A 21,510-nucleotide genomic window follows, 5' to 3' on the forward strand; every position below is an offset into this window, starting at 1 on the left:
TACGAAATGGATCTAAGCGAAGCGTGACGCGGGCCCTAAGGTGAAGATGTACGTCGTTGTCGTCGGGTTTTGCCGAGACAGGCGTTCGCTACAGGAAGTGCAGCGCTTGCCATCATGGATATGCAGGCAGGCATCAGGAAATAACAAAAAAGGCGGTCAAGCCATGTTCAAACAACCGAAAGTACGGCAAGCAGGGCTCATTCTTTTCGCCACGACGCTGTTGTTGATTCTGCCGAACCTGACCAAGGTCATCGGCTGATTCAAGCGGCAGGTATTGTTCATCGCCACTGAAAATGTGACTGGCCCGCTACCCGGGCCAGCGTGGCTGTGCCAACCTTTGCGCACTTCCACGACACGGACGGCGATCACTTGAAAACGCTCATTCTGTTCGGGGCCATGCTGCTGAGCATGCCCCTGTCTGCCGCGCAGCTGAACCTGGAGCTGGGCGCGAACAGCCGCACCTGGCAGACCGAGGAATTGCTCAAGCATCCTCAGGTACAAACCCTCACGGTCAAGAATGATGTGTCCTACAAGAAGGACATGACTTATCGCGCCGTGCCGATGGCCGCACTGCTGACCGGCATCAGACCGGACGATCACCTGCAAGCCGTAGCGCTGGACGGTTTTGCCGCAGAGCTGTCCGCCGCGCCGCTATTGAACAGCAAAGGTTCACGCGCCTGGCTCGCCATCGAAGATCCGGCGCAGCCCTGGCCGCCGCTGTCGGAAGGCAAGCACAGCGCCGGGCCGTTCTATCTGGTGTGGACCGATCCGCAGGCCGGCAATATCAGCCCGGAACAATGGCCATTCGAAGTGGCGAGCATCAAGCGCATGGCGCCGGTGGCCGAGCGCTTCCCTGCCCTGTTGCCGGATCCTGCGTTGAAAGCCGATGACCCGGTGAATCAGGGGTTTGCGCTGTTCCAGAAAAACTGCCTGGCCTGCCATCGCCTGAATGGCGCGGGTGATGCGCAGTTCGGGCCGGACCTGAATATTCCGTACAACCCGACCGAGTACTTCGGCGCGGACTTCCTCAAGCGCTATATCCGCGATCCGCAGAGTCTGCGTCAATGGCCGCAGGCGAAGATGCCGGGGTTTTCCGCCGAGGTGTTGCCGGATGCGGATCTGCAGAAGCTAATCGGGTATTTGCAGCACATGGCCGGGCGCAAGGTTAAGCCTTGATCACTTGAGTCTTGCAGTGCTCTCACTGGCCTCTTCGCGGGCAAGCCCGCTCCCACAGGATCAGCGCCGAGTCAACATCAGCGCATAACCGGTGGGAGCGGCGGTGCGACGACTCGACTTGCCAGCGAGACGGTATCCCGGATCTTACTGCTGCTGCACCGAGATGATTGGCGCTGGTGTCGGCGACACCAGCACTTTCGCGTGCATCTGCTCTGACCCGCCGCCCCGGCGCATGCCACGCACCGGGCAGGCATCCAGATAATCCAGACCCACCGCCAGTTTCAAGTGCCGCTCCGGCCGCGCCAGCTCATTGGTCACGTCAAAGCTGTACCAGGCGTCATCAATCCAGGCTTCGGCCCAGGCGTGACTGGCCAGATGCTCGCAATCCTCGCTGTACAGATAGCCCGACACATACCGCGATGGCACCCCGAGGCTGCGCGCGCAGGCGAGAAACGCGTGGGCGTGGTCCTGGCAAACACCCGCCCGGCCGGCAAAAGCCTCGGCGGCGCTGGTGTCGACTTCGGTGGCGCCCGGTTTGTAAGTCATGTGCTGATTCAACCCGTGCATCAAGTCGATCAGTGCGTTGCGATCACGCCGTTGTTTGCAGGATTTCTCGGCAAACGCCCGCAGTGCCTCGTCAGCCTCGGTCAGCCGGGTGAAACGCAGGAACGGCAACGCCGACTGACTCTCGTGCTCCGCCTCGCGCAGCTCGTCGATATCGACCTGCCCCCGGGCGCCGATGATGATCGCCTCGTGAGGTTCGTCCATGGTCAGCACGTGCAGGATGTTGCCGAACGGATCGAGCTGTGCGCGCACCGGGCGCGGCAGGTCGAGCTGCCAGCTCAATACATGCTGACGCTCGCTGTCGTGGGGTGTCAGGCGCAGGTACTGGATGCTCGCGCGCACCTGATCTTCATAGTGATAGGTGGTCTCGTGGCTGATGGAAAGTCTCATGCGGCCTCCAGGTAGGAACTGTGAATGGCGTTGCCCAACTGGCGCACCAGCGGGATGAATTCGGTGAGCCAGGCGTGCAGCCCTTCCTCGAGAATCTCTTGAATGCCGGTGTAGCGCAGACGCGCGTCCATTTCCGCCGCCAGCCGTTGCGCGGGACGGCCGTTGGCCCCCGGCAGTTGCGCGAGAATCTGGTCGATCTCCTCGGTGCAGGCCCGCAGCGAACGCGGCACGTCGGCGCGCAGCAACAACAGTTCGGCGACATGCCGGGCGCCCGGCGCATCGCGATAGATCTCGGTGTAGGCCTCGAACGATGACAAGGCCCGCAACAAGGCACTCCACTGGTAATAGGCGTGGGCAGTGCCGTCGCTGACCGCTTCGGCCTGATCGCCAGCCATTTCGTATCGGGCATCGAGCAGGCGCAACGTGTTGTCCGCCCGCTCGATGAACGTACCCAGGCGAATGAAACGAAACGCATCGTTGCGCATGATGGTGCCGTAGGACGCCCCCCGAAACAGGTGCGAACGTTCCTTGATCCACTCGCAGAAGCGACTCATGCCATAACGGCTGAGGCCCTGATTGGCGATCCCGCGAATCTCCAGCCAGGTGGCGTTGATGTTCTCCCACATGTCCGCGGTGATTCGCCCGCGCACGGCATGGGCGCTGGCCCGCGCCGCACCGAGACAGCTGTAGATGCTCGCCGGGTTGGCCGCGTCGAGGGCGAAGAAGTGCAGCAAGCGCTCGGCATGCAGTTCGCCGTGGCGTTCCAGGTAATCGTCCAGCGTGCCGGTGATCAGCAGCGGCATCGCCAGTTCGTGCAGACCGTCGCCACGGCCGTCCTGCGGCATCAGCGACAGCGAATAGCTGACGTCGAGCATCCGTGCGAGGTTTTCCGCCCGCTCCAGGTAACGCGACATCCAGTACAGATCCGAGGCAGTTCTACTTAACATGGCAGGCTTCCTTCAATCCTCGACCACCCAGGTGTCCTTGGTTCCGCCGCCCTGGGATGAATTCACCACCAGAGAGCCTTCACGCAGGGCGACACGGGTCAAACCGCCGGGCACGACCCGGGTTTCGCGGCCGGACAATACGAACGGACGCAGGTCGATATGGCGCGGCGCAATGCCGTTTTCGACAAAGGTCGGACAGGTCGACAGCGACAGCGTCGGTTGTGCGATGTACGCGTGGGGCTTGGCCTTGATCCGCTCGCGGAACGCATCGATTTCCGCGGTCGTCGCCGCCGGCCCCACAAGCATTCCGTAACCGCCGGAGCCCTGGGTTTCCTTGACCACCAGATCCGGGAGATTGGCCAGTACATGGGAAAGTTCAGACGGATTGCGGCATTGCCAGGTCGGGACGTTCTTCAGGATCGGCTCTTCGTCGAGGTAGAAACGGATCATCTCGGTGACAAACGGATACACCGATTTGTCGTCAGCCACGCCGGTACCGATGGCATTGGCCAGCACCACGTTGCCGGAGCGATACGACGACAGCAGCCCCGGCACGCCCAGCATCGAATCCGGACGAAACGCCAACGGATCGAGGAACGCGTCGTCGAGCCGGCGGTAGATCACGTCCACCGCTTTCGGGCCGTCGGTGGTGCGCATGAAGACCTTGTCGTCACGCACGAACAGATCCGCGCCCTCCACCAGCTCCACGCCCATTTCCCGGGCGAGAAACGCATGCTCGAAAAACGCGCTGTTGAACCGTCCCGGTGTCAGCACCACCACACTCGGGTCGTCGATCGGGCTTGAGCTTTTCAGCGTGTCGAGCAGCAGGTTCGGGTAATGGTCGATCGGGGCAATGCGCTGGGCCGCGAACAGTTCGGGGAACAGGCGCATCATCATCTTGCGGTCTTCGAGCATGTAGCTCACGCCGCTCGGTGTGCGCAGGTTGTCCTCGAGCACGTAATACGTGCCGTCGCCGTCGCGCACCAGATCGACACCAGAGATGTGCGAATAGATATCGCGGTGCAGATCCAGCCCTTGCATCGCCAACTGGTATTGCTCGTTGGCCAGCACCTGCTCGGCGGGAATGATCCCGGCCTTGATGATGCGTTGCTCGTGGTAGAGGTCGGCGAGGAACATGTTCAACGCCTTGACCCGCTGGATGCAGCCGCGCTCGACGATCCGCCACTCGCTGGCGGGAATGCTGCGCGGGATGGTGTCGAAAGGAATCAGGCGCTCGGTACCCTGCTCGTCCCCGTAGAGCGTGAAGGTGATCCCGGCCCGGTGGAACAGCAGATCGGCTTCGCGTCGCCGCTGGGCCAGCAGCTCGTCAGGTGTCTCGGCCAGCCAGCGGGCAAACTCCCGGTAATGCGGGCGGACCTGGCCGCCGGCATCGTACATTTCATCAAAATAGGTGCGGATCATGCCGTACTCCTTGTCACTCCGGACATACGGGCCTTCGCAAGGCCCGTGCCATCGGCATAAACGCTTTGATTTCAATCGGTTGGATATTCACGCCACAAACCCCGCACCATTCCTGTGCGGCAATTGCCCCAACCTGATCGCCCCCGCTTCATTGCGACGCAGTCCCGTCGCCTATCACCAGCATAGTCAGAGTTGATTTCACTGCCCGCCGATGGCTGCGGATAATCCGCGCATCCGCTGCAAAAACGTCGCTGACGAAGCACGCAGCCCCACTGATCCGGCTTGCCCCGGCAGCCCTCCCGGCCGTAACCCTGACCGGTTTCCTCTCCTTCCGGTCTTCCCTTTCAGCCACCTCTTGAGGTGGCTTTTTTTTTGCGCCGGTTTCTTGTTTCAGGGTTTTGCCATGCGCCGTTCGGGGGGCAGAAACGACAACGGCCGACCCGAAGGTCAGCCGTAGCTCGACGTGTTGCGAAAGTTATCAGTTCAAACGGTGCCGGTTGCGGATCTCCTGTTTCACGCCCCAGCCTTCGATGATGCCACCCAAGGGCTCGACCACCGCCGAAAAGCCCTGCTCGAAATCGCCAATGTCGTCGTAGGTTGCGTACATCACCTTGCTCAACTCCAGAGACCAGGCACCGTCGTCGCGTGCACTGACCTGGGCATTGATGGATTCACCGCGAAATTTGCCTGCCGCCCTGCGCGCCCGCTCCTCGTCCGGGAAAATGGCGTAGAACTCGATGGGATGGAATCGGGAAAAATCGAAACCGCCTTCTTTCATGCGGCGCAGCACGTTGCTGCTGATGTCTTCTTGATAGGCTGTGCTCATGAATCGTCCCCCTCGCATAGATGGATAGACTTTCCGTATTCCCTGCACCGACCCAAGGGCCCAGTGCTACGGCAACCGCGTTGCCGGCGGGAAACAAGCATGTAGCTGACAAGACCAGACCTTAGCGATCCGTTCGCTGATCTCGCTTGCAGAGTAGCCCCAAGATAGAGCCGCTGCCAAGGCCTGGTAAGCAATGTAAAGGAAGTTTCAGATTGGGGTGATGCTGCGGATTTCGATGCTGTTCTGGGTTTTCAGGCTTTTAACGCCGGCATCGGCGGTGCGCCCTTCCAGGTCGTTCAGGTCAAGCTCGGCGGCGACCGGCAGGAATCGTTCCTTGATGAGACGGGCTGCCCGTTCGTGACTGGGGCATTCCTCGCACTCGAAGACTTCGTCGACCGTTTCACCATGATCGTCCACGAAAGTGACTTTCCACTTTGACATCGGAGCCTCCTCGATCAAACCCGCAAATGGGCTTACATCTATCTCGACTTTTGTCAGGATTGATCGTTCCCGTGGATTGGCGCCTTCAACATGAAAAAAAGCCGAGGCCGGTGTGTTTTCGCACACCGACCTCGGCTTTTTCGTACCTGCAAACGATCAGTCGTTGCTTGGCTTGTTCACCGCTTGCAACACGTATTGCGGCAGGGCGAAAGCACCGATGTGGATTTCCGGGTTGTAGTAGCGGGTGACGATGCCGCTGCCGATGAAGCGCTGTTGCAGAACTTCGCGGCTCAGCTTGCGGTACGCCGGGTTGGTCGAGCCCCAGGCGAAGGTCATCGAACCGCCGATGTAGGTCGGCACGGCCGCCTGATAGAAGTGCCAGTCCGGGAACAGGCTGCGCAGGCGACCGGCGGTGGTTTTCACTTCCTCGATCTGCATGAACGGCGTGCCGTTCTGGGTCACGAGGATGCCGCCCTCGTTCAGGCAGCGGTGGCAGGCCTGGTAAAAGTTTTCCGAGAACAGCACTTCGCCCGGACCGATCGGGTCGGTGGAGTCGGAAATGATCACGTCGAACTTTTCGGTGGTGGTGGCGACGAAACGCATGCCGTCGTCGATCACCAGGTTCAGGCGTGGATCGTCGTAGGCGCCCTTGGAGTGGTTCGGCAGGAATTCCTTGCACATGTCGACCACGGTGCCGTCGATCTCGACCATGGTGATGTGCTCGACGCTGGCGTGTTTGGTTACTTCGCGCAGCATGCCGCCGTCGCCGCCGCCGATGATCAGCACGCGCTTGGCGGTGCCGTGGGCGAGGATCGGTACGTGGGTGAGCATTTCGTGGTAGATGAACTCATCGGCTTCGGTGGTCTGGATCACGCCGTCCAGCGCCATCACCCGGCCCATGCGCGGGTTCTGGAAGATCACCAGATGCTGGTGTTCGGTGCGCACTTCGTGCAGCAGCTTTTCCATGCGAAAACGCTGGCCGTAGCCTTCGTAGAGGGTTTCCAGGTATTCGCTGGTCTTGGTGACGGTCATGGTGAAGTGCTCCGATGAATGCGCGGGCGCCAATCGTCAGGTTCGATTGCCCGGGAAAGGCGCGCATTCTACGTTGCCGAAGATGACAGGTCGAACCTTCCGCTGACAGACGACATTTTGAAGCCGCAGAAAGGCAAATGTGGGAGCGAGCTTGCTCGCGAAGAGGCCATCCGACTCAACACATTTGCTGAATGAAAAATCGCCTTCGCGAGCAAGCTCGCTCCCACAGGAAAGAACCAGTTCAGCTGTGAAACTAGATCCGCACATTGCCCCGCGGCCCGGCAATCGCCCAGATGATCAGGCCCAGCACCGGCAGGAGGATGATCAGCAGCACCCAGAGGATTTTCATCCCGGTCTCGGCGCCGCTTTTCAGCACATTGATGATCGCCCAGATGTCGAGCGCAAGAATGATCAGGCCGACCAGGCCGTTGAACGTGGAACCCATGGTGTCGCTCCAGAATAGTGGCATGCACTTTTAGGATAGACGGCCGCGCACAGGGTTCCCTTTTATTGCGTTCAGACGTGAACCGCGACCTTCAGCGCTTCCAGCGACGGCGCGGCGGCAATGCCGACTTCGGCGCACAGTTCCAGTACGCGCGGCACGTCGTTGCCGTAGACCAGCACCACTTGCAGCTCATCATCGAGCAGTTGGCTGAAGTTCATCAGGGTGTAACCGCCGTTTTCCTTGTTCAGGCTGCTCATCTGCACCTGGATGCGGTTAAGCGCGGTCAGCGCTTCGGTCTTGGCCAGTTGCTTGGGCTTGAGGTTGAAGTCGACGCCCGGGCCGAACGAGGCAACGATCTGCGCGAACAGGTCGGCGTAAGTATCCGCCTGGAACAGCACGGTCTCCGGCAGATTGCCAACCACGACCCACTCGCCCAGCGGAATCGGGAAAGTGTCGTCGTAGTTGATGTCCGGGTTGGCGGTCAGAAAAGCGTCGGCATCGGCGTAGGCCTGCGCCGCTTCGTCAGCGACCTTCAGGATCTCGTCTTCGCCCATGCAGCCGGAGCTGATTTTGCTGATAAGTTCGGCGAGTGCGGCTTTCATGGGTGCGGATCCTGTGGCGAAGGGAATTTTGAGGGCGCGAAGGATAGCGCATTCTCGCCTTCGCCACAGAGCGGGTTCCGGCCAGCGGTGTCAGCCCAACAGTTTTTCCAGCTGCGCGGTGGTGTCCACGGCGCCCATGGTGCGGGCCGCGTCCAGCGCGGTGACGCCGTTGGCGTCCTTGGCTTTCGGGTCGGCGCCCTGGTCGATCAGGAAATCGACGATTTCAACGCGGTTGAACATCGCCGCCATCATCAGCGCCGTGCGGCCGTCGAAGGAAGCGCCTTCGATCTGCGCCCCACCGGCGACCAATGCCTTGACCACGGCCAGATCACCCTTGAACGCAGCGCCGGCAATCGGGCTCTGGCCGTTGCCGTTGCGTTGTTCCGGGTCGGCCTTGTGCTTGAGCAGCACTTGCACCGCGTCCACATGCCCGTAGTAACTGGCGAGCATCAGCAGAGTATCGCCCTTGCTGTTGGTCAGGTTTACCGGCAGACCGGCCGTGATCAGGCGATCCAGCATCACCGCATCGCCCTCGCGCGCCTTGTTGAATACCTGCTCGGTGAATTCGGCAGCTTCTTCGGGGGTCATCTGGCGGCTTTGGTCGGACATGGGGCAACTCCACTTTCGGTCAATCGGAAAGCCGATAGTTTCCCGAGCGCGGCGATAGCTGTCATCCCCTTTTTTCCAAGACCGCCGATAGCCAATATCAATAACGGAACTTGCCTGCCCGGATATCCGCAAGGATTTCATCCGTGACCTGCACGTAGGTTTCGGTCCCCGGCAGCCAGGCATAAATCGGGTCATCGCCTGTCTGGCCGGGGTCAAAGCCTTCGTTTTTCAGGCGGGTCTTCTGGTACTTGAAGGTGCCGGTGGTCTCCATTTTCACCTTGACCCGCAGGAACAACGGCACCGCATAGGCGGGCATACGCTGGCGGGCGAAGGCCAGCAGCTCGGCGAAATCAAGGGTCGCCAGGGACTCGGCCGGGGTGATTGCCGCCATCCCGGCGCGACCATTGGTGTTGGGGATTTCCACGCCATAGGCCACGGCTTCGGAAATGTGCGGGTGCTGGAGCAGAAGATTTTCGACCTCGGTGGTCGAGACGTTCTCGCCCTTCCAGCGATAGGTGTCGCCGAGGCGATCGACAAACTGCGCATGACCGAATCCGATGTTGCGCAGCAGATCCCCGGTGTTGAAGAAGCGATCACCCTTGGTGAACACGTCCTGCAGCACGACCTTGGCGGTTTTCTGCGGATCGGTGTAGCCGTCCAGCGGCGCCTTGTCGTCAATCCGCGCCAGCAACAGGCCTCGCTCGCCCCGGCCGACCTTGCGCATGAATCCGTCAGCGCCGCGAATCGGTTCGCCGCTGTCCTGATCGTAGGCGACCAGTTCCCAGGCCATCAGCGAGAAACCGATGGTGTTGTCGAAATTGAGAATGTTGGTGAAGCCGATATTGCCGTCGCTGGCGGCGTACAGCTCGCAAATGTGATTCACGCCGAAACGGGTCTTGAACTCGGCCCACGCGCCGGGACGCAGACCGTTGCCGATCATCTTGCGCACATCGTGACGGCTGTCGTCGGCGCTGAGCGGCTGATCCACCAGATACCGGCACAACTCGCCGACGTAACCGATGGTGGTGGCGCGGTAGCGGCGCACATCGCTCCAGAACTGCCGGGCGCTGAACTTGCGGCGGATAGCAAAACCCGACGCGCCATTGACCGCCGAACCCCAGCACACGCAAAGCCCGGTGGCGTGGTACAGCGGCAAGGTGCAATAGACGATGTCGTCGGGGCGCATGTCGAGGGCGATCATGCCGAAGCTCGCCGAACTGCGCATCCAGCGTCCGTGTTTGAACACGCCTGCTTTCGGCAAACCGGTGGTACCGGAGGTGTAGATATAGAAACAGGGGTCGTCGAAGAAAATCTGCCGGCTGCTGGCCGGGTTGTCGCCCGAAGCGTCGGCACTGGCGCTGATCAGGTTGATGTAGCCCTCGGGCGCAATGCCCGGATGGCTGAACGTATCCTGATCGGCAACGAACCAGGCGCGCGCTGCCGGGATCGACACTTGCTCGCGTACCGCCGCAAATGCCGAAAGCAATTCTTCACCGACGACAATCGCCGCCGGCGTCACCAGATTGATGCTGTGGATCAGCGTATCGCGGGTCTGCGAGGTATTGAGCAGCGCGCTGACCGCGCCGACTTTGGCCAGGGCCAGAATCGTCACCAGCAGTTCCGGGCGGTTCTCGATGAACACCGCCACCACATCGCCTTTTCCGATGCCCTGCCCGATCAGATAGTGAGCGATACGGTTGGCCCACTGATTGACCTGTGAATAACTCAGCACCACCTCGCCCGACAGCAGCGCCGGGCCTTCGGGATTGCGCAGGGTCGCTTGCTCGAATGTCCAGCCCAGGCCACAGGTTTGGGTCGGATCCTTGACGTTGGCCACCTTCATGCCTTTCACCACCCGTGGGATGGCTTTGGCAATCATCGGCAGTTTGCGGAGCATCATGCCCCAGGTAATCGTGTCGCTCGGCGCGTGGCGCATGGCAGCTCCCGTTCGACCTTGACGTGCAGGCCGGATTTTTATTGTCGGGCAATCGGGTGACGCAACCGGCGCTTCTTGCGCGAGGGTCGAGGCCGAAAATACGTCAGGGCTTCGCGGGCTGTACACGCGGTTTTTGCAATGTTTTGTATCCGCCAGCGTTACAAGACGAAGCGGGATTGCGGCCCGATGGAATGGTTCCATCGGATCGACAGCGATCCCGCAAAATGCAGGATGCACGATGGCCATTCATGCAGATTGCACGACAGCCGAAATAAACAAATTTTATAACTTGTTGATTTATAACGATTTTAAAAAAAATGAAATGCTGGCACAATCGCTGCAACTCCCTACGCATGCTTGCCATTCAAGTGCATACGGAGCTGAAAGACATGAGCCTGATCCAAGAAAAATTTACCTCCCTGTTCTCCAACTTCAACGTCACCACTGCGCCACGTCCCGATGGCGGGATTCTGCTGACGCTGAAGAGTGCCGACGGCAAAGTGTTCAAACGCGCGCTGACCTATCAGCAATTGCACGCCGCCGACCAACTGTCGTGGGCGATCAGCGCGATCCGTCGTGATCTGGCGGAACAAGCCAGCGAGCTGCCGCAAATCGGCATGCTGCAAAGTCAGCAGCGTTTTGCCCTGCCGACCTATCACTCGATGTAATTTCACACACGCACAAACGTGTGGGAGCCAGCCTGCTGGCGATAGCGGTGTATCAGGCAAAATCTATTTGACTGAACTACCGCCATCGCCAGCAGGCTGGCTCCCACATTTGTTTTCCTGAAAAGAGGTTTCAGAACGCTTCCGGTTCGATCCCGGTAAAGCTGTCGACAGTCACGTGACCTTCCAGCTCCCCGCCCTCACGGGCCAAGCCGCAGGTTTGCAGGCCGGCGGCCTGGGCGGCGTCGAGTTCTTGGACGATGTCGGACAGGAACAGGATTTCCTGCGGCTCGACACCGATGGCTTGCTGAATATTGCTGTACGACTGCGCTTCGCGCTTCGGGCCCGACGTGGTGTCGAAATAGCCGCTGAACAGCGGCGTCAGATCCCCTGCTTCCGAGCAGCCGAAAATCAGCTTCTGCGCCTGAATCGAACCGGACGAATAAACGAACAGCTGATAACCGGCTTGATGCCAGCGCTGAAGCGCCTCAACGGCGTCCGGGTAAACATGGCCTTTCAACTGCCCTGCCTGATAACCCTGCTCCCAGACCATGCCCTGCAACGCTTTCAGCGGCGTGGCCTTGCGGTCTTCGGCGATCCAGGCCAGCAGTATTTCCACGACCCGCTCCACATCAGCCTGCGGTTCGCTGCTGTCGCGGCGCACAGCGTCCAGTTGCTCGGCAACGTCCGCGCGCCGGGCGTTCTGGCGAACGAAGTCCGGCAGATGTTTCGCTGCGTACGGGAACAGCACGTCGAACACAAAACTCACCGCGCTGGTGGTGCCTTCGATGTCGGTGAGAATGACCTTGATCGACATCGGCTCAGTCCTCCAGACGCGGGAAGCGGCCGGCGATATCTTCGCCGGTGAAGTTGGCAACCCAGCCTTCAGGGTTGTTGAACAGGCGGATCGCCACAAAGTGCGGGTTCTCGCCCATGTCGAACCAGTGCTTGGTGCCGGCCGGCACCGAAATCAGATCGTTCTTCTCGCACAGCACGGCGTAGACGTAATCGTCGATGTGCAGGGTAAACAGGCCACGACCGGCGACGAAGAAGCGCACTTCGTCTTCGCCATGCCGATGTTCCTCGAGGAACTTGGCGCGAAATTCGGCTTTTTGCGGGTGATCGCTGTTGAGGCTGATCACATCGACCGTGATGTAGCCGCGCTCGGTCATCAGTTTGTCGATCTGCTCTTTATAGGCACCGATCACTTCTTCCTGGCTGGCGCCCGGCTGGATCTTTGCGGCGGCTTGCCAGCGGTCGAAGCGCACGCCCTGCTCGGCCAGGGTCGAGGCGATGTCTTCGAAATGGGTCAGCACCTTGTTCGGAATCTCGGGGCTGGAAACGTGATAGACGGACAGGCTGCTCATGGGGCATTCCTCGGTATCGGCCTTGCCGTCCGGTTCTTTCAGACCGGTCGGGCACTGCATTCATCAGGCAAATGGGCTGGTTCTGGTGAAGTCAGCCTTGGCGGTTCATGACGCTGCGGGTCTTCAACTCGCATTCAAACAGGAATTCAAAGGCCTCGATCTGGCGCAACGCATCGCTCATCTGCGCGCCCCAGGTGTAGAGGCCGTGGCCGCGAATCAGATAACCCACGCAATCTGGATGGGCGTCGAGCCAAGGCTGCACCTTGGCGGCGAGGCGCGCAATGTCCTGATCGTTGTCGAAGATCGGCACGCGCACCCGGGATTCGTGGGTCGAGATGCCGCTGAAGGCCTTTTGCAGTTCGTAGTCTTCGAACTCGATGAAATCTTGCGGCGTCAGGCGTGACAGCACCGTGGCGTTCACTGAGTGGGTGTGCAACACCGCGCCGATCTCCGGGCGCCAGCTGTAGAGCTGGGTGTGCAGCAGGGTTTCGGCGGACGGTTTTTTGCCCGGTTCCAGACTGTTGCCGGACAGGTCGGTGGCGAGTACATCGTCCAGGGCCAACTGGCCCTTGTGCTTGCCGGACACGGTCAGCAGCGCTTCGCTCGGCGACAGGCGCGTCGAGTAATTGCTGCTGGTGGCCGGCGACCAGCCGCGACCATAAAGAAAACGCCCGGCGTCGACAATTTGCTGGGCAAGCTGTTCACGGGTAAGGCTCATGGCCTGTCCTCTTGCATTCGAATGGCAATGATAACGGCAGCGGCGAGCGCTGCGAGACTGGCAATACTAAAGGTCAATGTCGCGCCGAGGGCATTCCAGCTGTAACCGGAATACAACGCGCCGAGCGCGCCACCAGTGCCGGCCAGCGCGGCATACAACGCCTGGCCCTGCCCTTGCTGGCGCGCGCCGAAGCTACGTTGCACGAACGCGATGGCAGCCGCATGAAAGCTGCCGAACGTCGCCGCATGCAGCACCTGGGCAAACAGCAAGACCCAGAGGAACTCGGCGAACGAACCTAGCAGTAACCAGCGCAACGCCGCCAGCAGAAAACTCGCCATCAGCACCCGTCGCAGGGAAAAACGCGCGAGGATCCGGCTCATCGCCATGAACATCAGCACTTCCGCCACCACGCCGCCCGCCCAGAGCATGCCGATCACGCCACGGCTGTAACCCAGTCGTTCGAGGTGCAATGTCAGAAAGGTGTAATACGGCCCGTGGCTCATCTGCATCAGCGCCACGCAACCGTAGAACGCCAGCACCCCGGGATTGCGCAATTGCTTGAGAAAGCCCTCACCCGTCGGCCGGTTGCCCTGAGGCGGTTGAGCGTTCGGCACCCACAAGCTGCTGAGCACGATGCCGGCCATGATCAACACCAGCGCCGCCGGGTAGATATCGAGACTGAGCCATTCGAACAGGCGACCGAGGGCGACCACGGTGATGATGAAACCGATCGAGCCCCACAGGCGGATCTGACTGTAGCGGGAGGTCTGGCCCTGCAGATGCGCGAGGGTGATGACTTCGAACTGCGGCAGCACCGCGTGCCAGAAGAAGGCGTGCAAGGCCATGACCATCGCCAGCCAGGCGTAGGTCTTGCTGACGAAGATCAGCGAGAAGGTCAGTAGCGTACACACCGCGCCAAAGCGCACGATGGCCAGGCGTCTACCGGTGTGATCGCCAAGCCAGCCCCAGATGTTCGGCGCCACGCAGCGCATCAGCATCGGGATCGCCACCAGCTCGCCGATGCGCGCAGCACTGAATCCGAGGTGATCGAAGTACAGCGCCAGAAACGGCGCCGTCGAACCGAGCAAGGCGAAGTAGAACAGATAGAAACTGGACAGCCGCCAGTACGGGAGCGCCGCCACGGTCAGACCGCGGCGGCTTTGAGATCACCCATCAAAGCTGACCCAGCACCGGGGTGCTCACGCGCACATCGGCGTTCTGGCCACGGTGACGCAGCAGGTGATCCATCAGCACGATGGCCATCATCGCCTCGGCAATCGGCGTGGCGCGGATGCCGACGCACGGATCGTGACGGCCCTTGGTGATCACTTCGACCGGGTTGCCGTCGATGTCGATCGAACGGCCCGGGGTGGTGATGCTCGAGGTCGGTTTCAGGGCCAGGTGCGCGACGATCGGCTGACCTGAAGAGATTCCGCCGAGAATGCCGCCGGCGTTGTTGCTGAGGAAACCTTCCGGGGTCAACTCGTCACGGTGTTCGGTGCCGCGCTGGGCGACGCAGGCGAAACCGGCGCCGATTTCCACGCCTTTGACCGCGTTGATGCTCATCAGTGCGTGGGCCAGTTCGGCGTCGAGACGGTCGAAGATCGGCTCGCCCAGACCCGGCATCACGCCTTCGGCAACCACGGTGATCTTCGCCCCGACGGAGTCCTGATCGCGACGCAGCTGGTCCATGTAGGCTTCCAGCTCCGGCACTTTGTCCGGGTCCGGGCTGAAGAAAGCGTTCTGCTCAACCGACTCCCAGGTCTTGAACGGGATTTCGATCGGGCCGAGCTGGCTCATGTAGCCGCGAATGACGATGCCTTGGCTGGCCAGGTATTTCTTGGCGATGGCGCCGGCCGCGACGCGCATGGCGGTTTCCCGCGCGGAGCTGCGACCGCCGCCGCGATAATCGCGCTCGCCGTATTTGTGGTGGTAGGTGTAGTCGGCGTGGGCCGGGCGGAACAGGTCCTTGATCGCCGAGTAGTCCTTGGACTTCTGGTCGGTGTTGCGGATCAGCAGGCCGATGGAGCAGCCGGTGGTGCGGCCCTCGAACACGCCGGAAAGGATTTCGACTTCGTCGGCTTCCTGGCGCTGGGTGGTGTGGCGGCTGGTGCCCGGCTTGCGACGGTCGAGATCGCGTTGCAGGTCTTCAAGGGAAATCTCCAGGCCCGGCGGGCAGCCGTCGACAATGGCGACCAACGCCGGACCATGGCTTTCGCCCGCGGTGGTGACAGTGAACAGCTTGCCGTAGGTATTGCCGGACATGCAGGACGCTCCGTGAAATCGAACCCAAATTCGTGATGCGCGCCAGTATACGCAGGCTAACCGAGTAGTTCATCCTCGAACCTTAGCGGTGTGGGTGAGTCCAACCCGCACCTTGGCAAATGATGGCGTGATGATGCTGCGAGTTTTGATCTTGAGCCTTTCCCTGTTTACCGGCTTCGTTCAGGCAACCGTCCTGCAACGTCCGGTCACTTTGACCACCGACAACGGCGAACTTTTCGGCTCGCTGTTGCTGCCGAAATCCGACAACCCCGTGCCGGTTGTCCTGATCCTTTCTGGCTCGGGTCCTACTGATCGTGACGGAAACAACCCCGACGGCGGGCGCAATGACAGCCTCAAGCGACTGGCCTGGGTGCTGGCCAAACACAACGTCGCCAGTGTGCGTTTCGACAAACGCGGCGTGGCGGCTAGCCTCGCGGCAACCCCGGACGAGCGAAACCTGTCGGTGGAAGCCTACGTGGCGGACGCCGTGGCCTGGGGTCAGAAGCTGAAAGCCGATCCGCGCTTCGGCCCGTTGATCCTGCTCGGACACAGCGAAGGCGCGCTGATTGCCAGCCTGGCGGCGCCAAAGGTCGACGCGGCGGCGGTCATTTCGCTCTCCGGCACGGCCCGACCGATCGATCAGGTGCTGCGCCGGCAACTGGCCCGCAGCCTCCCTCCTCCGCTGATGCTGCGCAGCAACGAGCTGCTCGACAGCCTCAAGGCCGGGCGCACCGACGATAATGTGCCCGCGCCGTTGCAGGTGATTTTCCGTCCGAGTGTGCAGCCGTACCTGATATCGCTGTTGCGTCAGGATCCGGCGGCGGCCTTCGCTCAACTGAAAATGCCGGCGCTGATCGTGCAAGGCAGCAACGACATCCAGGTTCAGGTCGATGATGCGAAATTGCTCAAGGCCGCCAAACCGGACGCGCAACTGGCGCTGATCGAAGGCATGAACCACGTGTTGCGCATTGTGCCCAACGACGTGAAGCGGCAACTGGCCTCCTATAAGGACCCGAATTTGCCCCTGGCGGCGGAACTGGGGACACGCGTCCTTGAATTTATTGACGGACTTCGCACCCGTTAAGCTCTTTTACCCTCCAGTCTTGCAGAAAACGGCCGATAAGCCTTTGTCGCCAGCGTACTGGCTGGCGACAAGCAGCTTGGACAGGATCTCGCCGTTATGACTGATACCCAGACTTCACCCGACACCACCGCTGAAAAAGACGCACCGCCAGCGGTCGAGCTGCCATGGGCGGATGTCCACGTCGAGCACCACAAGATGCTCCGCCTGGCGCCGTTGCAGACCGACCGCAATACCGGCGGGCGGCCACTGCGCTTCGTTGAATTCGGTTACGCCGAGCGCAACGGAAAAGAACACAGCCTGATGCGCATGGCGATCAAGTTGCCCGCTCAGCGCGTGCGTAAAGAACAGAATCACCTGGACGTGTGGGTCGACCACACGACCAAACGCGTGCATTTCGGCCCGGACAGCGGTTTGCAGATCGAACCGATGAACCGTGGCATCGGCCGTTTCATGGCAGCCCAAGGCATCAACTGGGCGAAAAAACGCTGGCCCACCTACACCGTCGACGGCATGGACTTGAACAACAAGGACGCGCTGAACGAAGACACTCGCCTGCGCCGCGATCACTTTCTGCGGGTGCACGGCTTTGATGTGGTTTACGCCGACGCCCAGCATTTGAAGGGCAGCGTCAAGGAAGTGCAGGTCGGTGATTTGCTGGGCGACTGGAACAGCGAAAAGCTGCAGATCGTCGAGATTCTTGAAGCCGCGCAGATGTTGCAGCAGGCCGAGCAGAACCTGGCCGAGCAGGAAGTGAAGCTGAAGAAGCAGGAAGACAAGGTCAGCAAGTTCAAGCGTGAAGACGCCGGGCTGCGGTTCACCATTACTTGCTTGGTGGCGTTTGCGGTGTTTCAGGCCGGGTTGCTGATCTGGATTGCTACGCACCGGTAAAGACTTCAGACCGAGGCGCCCCCATCGCGGGCAAGCCACGCTCCCACAGGTTTTGTGTCGTATCCGGGCGTTGCGGCACACACGGAAACTGTGGGAGCGGGCTTGCCCGCGAAGCTTTTAAGGGTCAGACGCGGGAAGCGAACAGTGCCTGATGGGCGCGGCACTGTTCGGCGGTCAACATGAACACACCGTGCCCGCCGCGCTCGAACTCCAGCCAGGCGAAATCGACTTCCGGGTACAGCGCCTCAACGTGTACCTGGCTGTTGCCCACCTCGACAATCAGCAAACCCTTCTCGGTCAGGTGATCCGCCGCTTCGGCGAGCATCCGGCGCACCAGGTTCAAACCGTCATCGCCGCAGGCCAGGCCCAGCTCTGGCTCGTGCTGGTATTCGTCCGGCATGTCGGCGAAATCTTCCGCATCGACGTAGGGCGGGTTCGACACGATCAGGTCGAAACGTTGACCCGGCAGACCATCAAAACCATCGCCCTGCACGGTGAACACACGCTCATCGACGCCATGACGCTCGATATTCTGGTTCGCCACTTCCAGCGCTTCGAACGACAGATCCGCCAGCACCACTTCAGCGTTCTGGAACTCGTAGGCACATGCGATGCCGATGCAGCCAGAGCCGGTGCACAGGTCGAGAATCCGCGCTGGTTCGTCACCGATCCATGGGGCAAAACGGTTTTCGATCAGCTCGCCAATCGGCGAACGCGGGATCAGCACGCGCTCATCGACAATGAACGACATGCCGCAGAACCAGGCTTCGCCCAGCAGGTAAGCGGTTGGAATGCGTTCTTCGATGCGGCGCTTGAGCAGGCGCTGAAGGTTGACCAGTTCATCGTCTTCCAGTGCGCAATCGAGGTAGCTGTCGGCGATTTCCCATGGCAGGTGCAAGGCACCGAGCACTAGCTGCCGGGCTTCGTCCCAGGCATTGTCGGTGCCATGGCCGAAAAACAGATCCTCCCCATGGAAGCGGCTGACGGCCCAACGGATGTGGTCGCGCAGGGTACGAAGTCGGGAAGTGATCACGGGGCAGAACTCCAGAAAAAACGACTGGCGATTCTAACAGCCAAAACGCGCCGCGACGACGCAGGAAAAACTCCGGGGCGACGGTAGGACTTTTCCGATTTTCCCCTCGGCTATTGAACAGATCGTGTAACTTGACAAGGCTGCAGGCCAGCAACGACGGTGCCTACGATGGTAGCGATTCACAGAACCGCTCAGCCAGAGGACAATGTCGCAAAAGCCCCACCCGAAGGAGCCCCAGAATGTCCGTTCCAAAAACGATGTTTCAACTCAGCGGTCGCGGTTACGCAGCGGCCACGTTGAGCCATGCCACCGTGGTCATCATCGATGCCCAGAAAGAGTACCTCAGTGGCCCGCTGGCCCTGAGCGGCATGGACGCAGCTGTTGCGAACATCAAACAACTGGTCACAGCTGCCCGCGCAGCCGGTCGGCCGATCGTGCACGTGCGTCACCTCGGAACCGTCGGCGGTCTGTTCGACCCGCAAGGCGAACGCGGCGAATTCATCCCCGGCCTGGAACCCCAGGGTGATGAAACCATCATCGGCAAGCTACTGCCGAGTGCCTTTCACGGCACCGAACTCTACGATCGTCTGCAAACCATCGGCTCGCTGGACCTGATCGTCTGCGGTTTCATGAGCCACTCCAGCGTCAGCACCACCGTGCGCGCGGCGAAGAACCTGGGTTTCCGCTGCACCTTGGTCGAAGACGCCTGCGCCACCCGCGATCTGCCGTTCAAGGGCCGCGTGCTCAGCGCCGAACAGGTGCAGGAAGCGGAGATGGCGATCATGGCCGACAACTTCGCCACCCTCGCGCTGACCCAGGATCTGATCTGATCGACCGTAAATGAGCGGCTCAGCCCGCCGCTCATCTGCAAAAACCTCGCATTTGCTTCAATTACCCTAGCCTCAGGAACAACCCGGTCAACTCCCGGTCGAAGGGCCGATACCCATTGAGGAAGGTCGGAATGAAGTTATCCGATGGATTTGACGCACGCCGCTTGCGGCCCAAAGGCCAAAGCAACTGGCGATTTCGATTCGGCGCGGCGATCGCGGCCATTCTGGCCACGTTCGGCGTGCTGCTGGCGATGGCCGGGGCCGCCAGCCTGCTGGGGCGCCCGCCGGCGCTCGGCGACCTGAACGCAACACCGCTCGGCTCGGCGATCATTCTCGCGGTCGGCCTGCTGTTCCTGTATTTCGGCGTGGCCCTGTGGCGTCGTTGCCGGCGTCGCGCACGGCAATCGCGGGAACTGAACATGTCCCCGCATCTGATGAAAAAACACGATTGATCGACGGCCTGGCTTTTTGCCGGGCCGTTTTGTGTCTGTTTGGGTAAACTGGCCGCCCTTCGCGGAGGCTGACATGCAAGACGACGATTTTTCCCTGTTCAAAAGTGCGATCCAAGGTGTCAAGCCGATCAAGCACGACCGCGCCGACACCGGCAAACCCAAGGCTGACCGTGACCGGATCGCCAAGCTGCGCCAGTCCGCCACCGTGCGCACCGACACCACTACCGTTGACGGCCTGTCCGATCAGTTCGTGATCGACGTCGGTCCTGAAGACGAGTTGATGTGGGCCCGCGACGGGGTGCAGGAAAGCCAGATGCGCAAGCTCAAGATCGGGCAAATCCCGTTCGAAGGCAGCCTCGACCTGCACGGCATGAGTGTGGAAAAGGCTCGCGAAACCCTTTGGGCATTTCTGGCCGAAGCGACAAAATTCGAAATCCGCTGCGTGCGCGTCACCCACGGCAAGGCTGTGCGTCTGGACGGCAAGCGGCCAATGATCAAAAGCCACGTCAACACCTGGCTGCGCCAGCATGCGCAAGTGCTCGGTTTCTGCTCCTGCCAGGCGAAACACGGCGGTGCCGGCGCCGTTTACGTGATGCTCAAACGCACCATGATGGAAGGTCGCGACGAATAAATCCGTCACACCCAAAACCTGGGTGGGCTTATCTGCTTACGCAGCATGCCTTGACGAAAAGCTGTCTGGGTGAGCCTACCTACCAGGGCTCGCGCCTCGGTCAGTCAAACGTAGATAGAATCCTGGATTCGAGCCTCCCCCGCCGGAAAACTTTAAAGTTGGGCGCAATGGAGCTTGAGCGCGCTTTCGGGTAGCATTGCCGCCCTCAAAGGATATGACCCCGGCATGAACAACTCGAAAAAAACCAACAGCGATTTTTATCCGAATCTTGACTGGCTACGTTTATTGCTCGCAATACAAGTAGTCGCCATTCATTGCGGTGTAGCGCCAACCGTTTTCATCAATCCGGTACCAGCATTTCTTGCCATTAGTGGTTTTGTAGTGCTTGGCAGTTTGGAGCGCAGATCGGTAGGGCAGTTCTTTATCGGCCGGGCCCTTCGAGTCCTGCCCCTGCTATTTGTCTCTTTCATTGCAATCTGGGTTCTTTACAACCCGGAGGAAATGCTCAAAAACATACTTTATTGGCTTTGGCCTACGGGCGCAGTTCCAGTAAACAACGTAGCCTGGTCACTCATTTACGAAGAAGCTTTCTACCTGCTACTTGCAATACTTTTTTCGCTGGGAGTTTATCGGAGCAAAATCGGTCCGATTTTAATATTTGCAGCAATCACTTTCACTACAATCACGCTTGAACTAAAAATTCTCAATTTTACCTCTTACATACTCGGCACTTCTTTTTTCCTGGGCAACATCGCCTACCTTTATCGCCATCAAATTCGTCAGTACGTGAACCCGTGGGTGGCAACCGCACCACTGTTGCTTCTGACTTCCTATATATATCAGATGCCTTACATAAACATAGGCTGGCGCCCGGAAATATGGATCGACATTGCCGCCTTCCTTGCCATGCTGATATTTGCTATCGCCGGCCCGCAGCTGCCGCGACTTACAATCGACATCAGCTATTCACTTTACCTTCTGCACTGCCTGGTTAGAAATGAACTTGTTTATTTCATACCAACCGGAGCAAGGCTATTTGTCTTCGTCATGCTGGCAGCATTACCTATCTGCTATGCGTCCTGGTATCTCATCGAAAAACCATCCATGAGACTCAAGGGCCGCTTGTCAGAACTCTCTTTACTCAAAGCTCGCTTGTCAGCGGCCTGACCCCGCTGCCTTCGGATAGA

At 60.2% G+C, this 21,510-nt stretch carries 24 protein-coding genes; 8 read left to right on the forward strand and 16 right to left on the reverse strand.

From position 1 onward, the window contains the following. The first annotated feature begins 396 nt into the window (after positions 1 to 396). Positions 397 to 1,176: a c-type cytochrome gene (locus tag N8H71_RS25570; protein ID WP_262196169.1), complete on the forward strand. Its 780-nt coding sequence runs from the start codon at positions 397 to 399 to the stop codon at positions 1,174 to 1,176. A gap of 144 nt (positions 1,177 to 1,320) precedes the next feature. On the opposite strand, the gene N8H71_RS25575 is transcribed toward N8H71_RS25570, so the two are convergent. The 10 genes from N8H71_RS25575 to N8H71_RS25620 all read right to left on the reverse strand — a co-directional run bounded on the left by N8H71_RS25575 (position 1,321) and on the right by N8H71_RS25620 (position 10,390). Continuing rightward, positions 1,321 to 2,130 (reverse strand): transglutaminase family protein, encoded by an 810-nt coding sequence (locus tag N8H71_RS25575; protein ID WP_007959971.1) that lies wholly within the window; start codon positions 2,128 to 2,130, stop codon positions 1,321 to 1,323. Beyond that, a complete protein-coding gene (locus N8H71_RS25580) occupies positions 2,127 to 3,077 on the reverse strand; it encodes an alpha-E domain-containing protein (RefSeq protein ID WP_007959974.1) in 951 nt (316 codons plus the stop codon). The genes N8H71_RS25575 and N8H71_RS25580 overlap by 4 nt, the downstream gene beginning before the upstream one ends. A 12-nt stretch (positions 3,078 to 3,089) precedes the next feature. Next, a complete protein-coding gene (locus N8H71_RS25585; protein WP_085690507.1) occupies positions 3,090 to 4,499 on the reverse strand; it encodes a circularly permuted type 2 ATP-grasp protein in 1,410 nt (469 codons plus the stop codon). Between the two features lie 478 nt (positions 4,500 to 4,977). After that, the gene (locus N8H71_RS25590) at positions 4,978 to 5,325 is read right to left on the reverse strand and encodes a ribonuclease E inhibitor RraB (protein ID WP_169429533.1); all 348 of its coding nucleotides are present in this window, start codon (positions 5,323 to 5,325) and stop codon (positions 4,978 to 4,980) included. 207 nt (positions 5,326 to 5,532) lie between these two features. After that, positions 5,533 to 5,766, reverse strand: a complete 234-nt coding sequence (locus tag N8H71_RS25595; protein WP_262196136.1) for a hypothetical protein — start codon at positions 5,764 to 5,766, stop codon at positions 5,533 to 5,535. Between the two features lie 156 nt (positions 5,767 to 5,922). Next, a complete protein-coding gene (gene speE / locus N8H71_RS25600) occupies positions 5,923 to 6,798 on the reverse strand; it encodes a polyamine aminopropyltransferase (RefSeq protein ID WP_007959983.1) in 876 nt (291 codons plus the stop codon). A gap of 253 nt (positions 6,799 to 7,051) precedes the next feature. Next, positions 7,052 to 7,243, reverse strand: a complete 192-nt coding sequence (locus tag N8H71_RS25605; RefSeq protein WP_007959984.1) for a PLDc N-terminal domain-containing protein — start codon at positions 7,241 to 7,243, stop codon at positions 7,052 to 7,054. Between the two features lie 71 nt (positions 7,244 to 7,314). Then, positions 7,315 to 7,845 (reverse strand): hypothetical protein, encoded by a 531-nt coding sequence (locus N8H71_RS25610; RefSeq protein ID WP_262196137.1) that lies wholly within the window; start codon positions 7,843 to 7,845, stop codon positions 7,315 to 7,317. Positions 7,846 to 7,935: 90 nt separating this feature from the next. Continuing rightward, a complete protein-coding gene (locus N8H71_RS25615; RefSeq protein WP_262196138.1) occupies positions 7,936 to 8,454 on the reverse strand; it encodes an ankyrin repeat domain-containing protein in 519 nt (172 codons plus the stop codon). 97 nt (positions 8,455 to 8,551) lie between these two features. Further along, a complete protein-coding gene (locus N8H71_RS25620; protein ID WP_262196139.1) occupies positions 8,552 to 10,390 on the reverse strand; it encodes a long-chain-acyl-CoA synthetase in 1,839 nt (612 codons plus the stop codon). Positions 10,391 to 10,779: 389 nt separating this feature from the next. On the opposite strand from N8H71_RS25620, the gene N8H71_RS25625 reads away from it, so the two are divergent. Then, positions 10,780 to 11,058 (forward strand): DUF3509 domain-containing protein, encoded by a 279-nt coding sequence (locus N8H71_RS25625; RefSeq protein ID WP_127797383.1) that lies wholly within the window; start codon positions 10,780 to 10,782, stop codon positions 11,056 to 11,058. 130 nt (positions 11,059 to 11,188) lie between these two features. Here N8H71_RS25625 and mtnC read toward each other — a convergent pair whose 3' ends face one another. The 5 genes from mtnC to aroC form a co-directional block, all read right to left on the reverse strand. Then, positions 11,189 to 11,872: an acireductone synthase gene (mtnC, locus tag N8H71_RS25630; protein WP_262196140.1), complete on the reverse strand. Its 684-nt coding sequence runs from the start codon at positions 11,870 to 11,872 to the stop codon at positions 11,189 to 11,191. Positions 11,873 to 11,876: 4 nt separating this feature from the next. Continuing rightward, the gene (locus N8H71_RS25635) at positions 11,877 to 12,422 is read right to left on the reverse strand and encodes a 1,2-dihydroxy-3-keto-5-methylthiopentene dioxygenase (RefSeq protein WP_007959995.1); all 546 of its coding nucleotides are present in this window, start codon (positions 12,420 to 12,422) and stop codon (positions 11,877 to 11,879) included. A 91-nt stretch (positions 12,423 to 12,513) separates the two neighbouring features. Further along, positions 12,514 to 13,140 (reverse strand): methylthioribulose 1-phosphate dehydratase, encoded by a 627-nt coding sequence (locus N8H71_RS25640; protein ID WP_262196141.1) that lies wholly within the window; start codon positions 13,138 to 13,140, stop codon positions 12,514 to 12,516. Further along, positions 13,137 to 14,282 carry an MFS transporter gene (locus N8H71_RS25645; RefSeq protein WP_262196142.1) on the reverse strand — a complete coding sequence of 382 codons (1,146 nt, stop codon included), beginning with the start codon at positions 14,280 to 14,282 and terminating at the stop codon, positions 13,137 to 13,139. The genes N8H71_RS25640 and N8H71_RS25645 overlap by 4 nt, the downstream gene beginning before the upstream one ends. Positions 14,283 to 14,313: 31 nt before the next feature. Then, on the reverse strand, positions 14,314 to 15,405 hold the full coding sequence (gene aroC / locus N8H71_RS25650) for a chorismate synthase (RefSeq protein WP_102718276.1): 1,092 nt from the start codon (positions 15,403 to 15,405) through the stop codon (positions 14,314 to 14,316). 130 nt (positions 15,406 to 15,535) lie between these two features. On the opposite strand from aroC, the gene N8H71_RS25655 reads away from it, so the two are divergent. Together N8H71_RS25655 and N8H71_RS25660 are read left to right on the forward strand one after the other, a co-directional pair. Next, entirely contained in the window at positions 15,536 to 16,489 is a 954-nt protein-coding gene (locus N8H71_RS25655) for an alpha/beta hydrolase (protein WP_262196143.1), read from the forward strand. 96 nt (positions 16,490 to 16,585) lie between these two features. Continuing rightward, on the forward strand, positions 16,586 to 17,377 hold the full coding sequence (locus N8H71_RS25660; protein ID WP_007960006.1) for a hypothetical protein: 792 nt from the start codon (positions 16,586 to 16,588) through the stop codon (positions 17,375 to 17,377). Between the two features lie 124 nt (positions 17,378 to 17,501). On the opposite strand, the gene prmB is transcribed toward N8H71_RS25660, so the two are convergent. After that, positions 17,502 to 18,410, reverse strand: coding sequence for a 50S ribosomal protein L3 N(5)-glutamine methyltransferase (prmB, locus tag N8H71_RS25665; RefSeq protein WP_007960007.1), 909 nt, complete (start codon positions 18,408 to 18,410; stop codon positions 17,502 to 17,504). A gap of 239 nt (positions 18,411 to 18,649) precedes the next feature. On the opposite strand from prmB, the gene N8H71_RS25670 reads away from it, so the two are divergent. From N8H71_RS25670 to N8H71_RS25685, 4 genes are all read left to right on the forward strand, one after another. Further along, positions 18,650 to 19,240, forward strand: coding sequence for a cysteine hydrolase family protein (locus N8H71_RS25670; protein ID WP_085690494.1), 591 nt, complete (start codon positions 18,650 to 18,652; stop codon positions 19,238 to 19,240). 131 nt (positions 19,241 to 19,371) lie between these two features. Then, positions 19,372 to 19,692, forward strand: a complete 321-nt coding sequence (locus N8H71_RS25675; RefSeq protein ID WP_007960009.1) for a hypothetical protein — start codon at positions 19,372 to 19,374, stop codon at positions 19,690 to 19,692. A 73-nt stretch (positions 19,693 to 19,765) separates the two neighbouring features. Next, entirely contained in the window at positions 19,766 to 20,323 is a 558-nt protein-coding gene (locus N8H71_RS25680) for a Smr/MutS family protein (RefSeq protein ID WP_039769915.1), read from the forward strand. A 225-nt stretch (positions 20,324 to 20,548) separates the two neighbouring features. Beyond that, on the forward strand, positions 20,549 to 21,490 hold the full coding sequence (locus N8H71_RS25685; RefSeq protein WP_262196144.1) for an acyltransferase family protein: 942 nt from the start codon (positions 20,549 to 20,551) through the stop codon (positions 21,488 to 21,490). Positions 21,491 to 21,510: the final 20 nt, after the last annotated feature.

It is taken from the genome of Pseudomonas koreensis, from assembly GCF_025447595.1.
Classification (GTDB): Bacteria; Pseudomonadota; Gammaproteobacteria; order Pseudomonadales; family Pseudomonadaceae; genus Aquipseudomonas; species Aquipseudomonas koreensis_H.

What these genes read in the sequence shown, in the direction of transcription:
- N8H71_RS25675 (WP_007960009.1), top strand. Translation starts at nt 19,372, where the DNA reads ATGAAGTTATCCGATGGATTTGACGCACGCCGCTTGCGGCCCAAAGGC.
- N8H71_RS25580 (WP_007959974.1), bottom strand. Translation starts at nt 3,077, where the DNA reads ATGTTAAGTAGAACTGCCTCGGATCTGTACTGGATGTCGCGTTACCTG.
- N8H71_RS25575 (WP_007959971.1), bottom strand. Translation starts at nt 2,130, where the DNA reads ATGAGACTTTCCATCAGCCACGAGACCACCTATCACTATGAAGATCAG.
- N8H71_RS25655 (WP_262196143.1), top strand. Translation starts at nt 15,536, where the DNA reads ATGATGCTGCGAGTTTTGATCTTGAGCCTTTCCCTGTTTACCGGCTTC.
- mtnC (WP_262196140.1), bottom strand. Translation starts at nt 11,872, where the DNA reads ATGTCGATCAAGGTCATTCTCACCGACATCGAAGGCACCACCAGCGCG.
- N8H71_RS25585 (WP_085690507.1), bottom strand. Translation starts at nt 4,499, where the DNA reads ATGATCCGCACCTATTTTGATGAAATGTACGATGCCGGCGGCCAGGTC.
- aroC (WP_102718276.1), bottom strand. Translation starts at nt 15,405, where the DNA reads ATGTCCGGCAATACCTACGGCAAGCTGTTCACTGTCACCACCGCGGGC.
- N8H71_RS25640 (WP_262196141.1), bottom strand. Translation starts at nt 13,140, where the DNA reads ATGAGCCTTACCCGTGAACAGCTTGCCCAGCAAATTGTCGACGCCGGG.
- N8H71_RS25615 (WP_262196138.1), bottom strand. Translation starts at nt 8,454, where the DNA reads ATGTCCGACCAAAGCCGCCAGATGACCCCCGAAGAAGCTGCCGAATTC.
- N8H71_RS25595 (WP_262196136.1), bottom strand. Translation starts at nt 5,766, where the DNA reads ATGTCAAAGTGGAAAGTCACTTTCGTGGACGATCATGGTGAAACGGTC.
- N8H71_RS25635 (WP_007959995.1), bottom strand. Translation starts at nt 12,422, where the DNA reads ATGAGCAGCCTGTCCGTCTATCACGTTTCCAGCCCCGAGATTCCGAAC.
- speE (WP_007959983.1), bottom strand. Translation starts at nt 6,798, where the DNA reads ATGACCGTCACCAAGACCAGCGAATACCTGGAAACCCTCTACGAAGGC.
- N8H71_RS25670 (WP_085690494.1), top strand. Translation starts at nt 18,650, where the DNA reads ATGTCCGTTCCAAAAACGATGTTTCAACTCAGCGGTCGCGGTTACGCA.
- N8H71_RS25620 (WP_262196139.1), bottom strand. Translation starts at nt 10,390, where the DNA reads ATGCGCCACGCGCCGAGCGACACGATTACCTGGGGCATGATGCTCCGC.
- N8H71_RS25590 (WP_169429533.1), bottom strand. Translation starts at nt 5,325, where the DNA reads ATGAGCACAGCCTATCAAGAAGACATCAGCAGCAACGTGCTGCGCCGC.
- N8H71_RS25660 (WP_007960006.1), top strand. Translation starts at nt 16,586, where the DNA reads ATGACTGATACCCAGACTTCACCCGACACCACCGCTGAAAAAGACGCA.
- N8H71_RS25680 (WP_039769915.1), top strand. Translation starts at nt 19,766, where the DNA reads ATGCAAGACGACGATTTTTCCCTGTTCAAAAGTGCGATCCAAGGTGTC.
- N8H71_RS25570 (WP_262196169.1), top strand. Translation starts at nt 397, where the DNA reads ATGCTGCTGAGCATGCCCCTGTCTGCCGCGCAGCTGAACCTGGAGCTG.
- N8H71_RS25605 (WP_007959984.1), bottom strand. Translation starts at nt 7,243, where the DNA reads ATGGGTTCCACGTTCAACGGCCTGGTCGGCCTGATCATTCTTGCGCTC.
- N8H71_RS25625 (WP_127797383.1), top strand. Translation starts at nt 10,780, where the DNA reads ATGAGCCTGATCCAAGAAAAATTTACCTCCCTGTTCTCCAACTTCAAC.
- N8H71_RS25610 (WP_262196137.1), bottom strand. Translation starts at nt 7,845, where the DNA reads ATGAAAGCCGCACTCGCCGAACTTATCAGCAAAATCAGCTCCGGCTGC.
- N8H71_RS25685 (WP_262196144.1), top strand. Translation starts at nt 20,549, where the DNA reads ATGAACAACTCGAAAAAAACCAACAGCGATTTTTATCCGAATCTTGAC.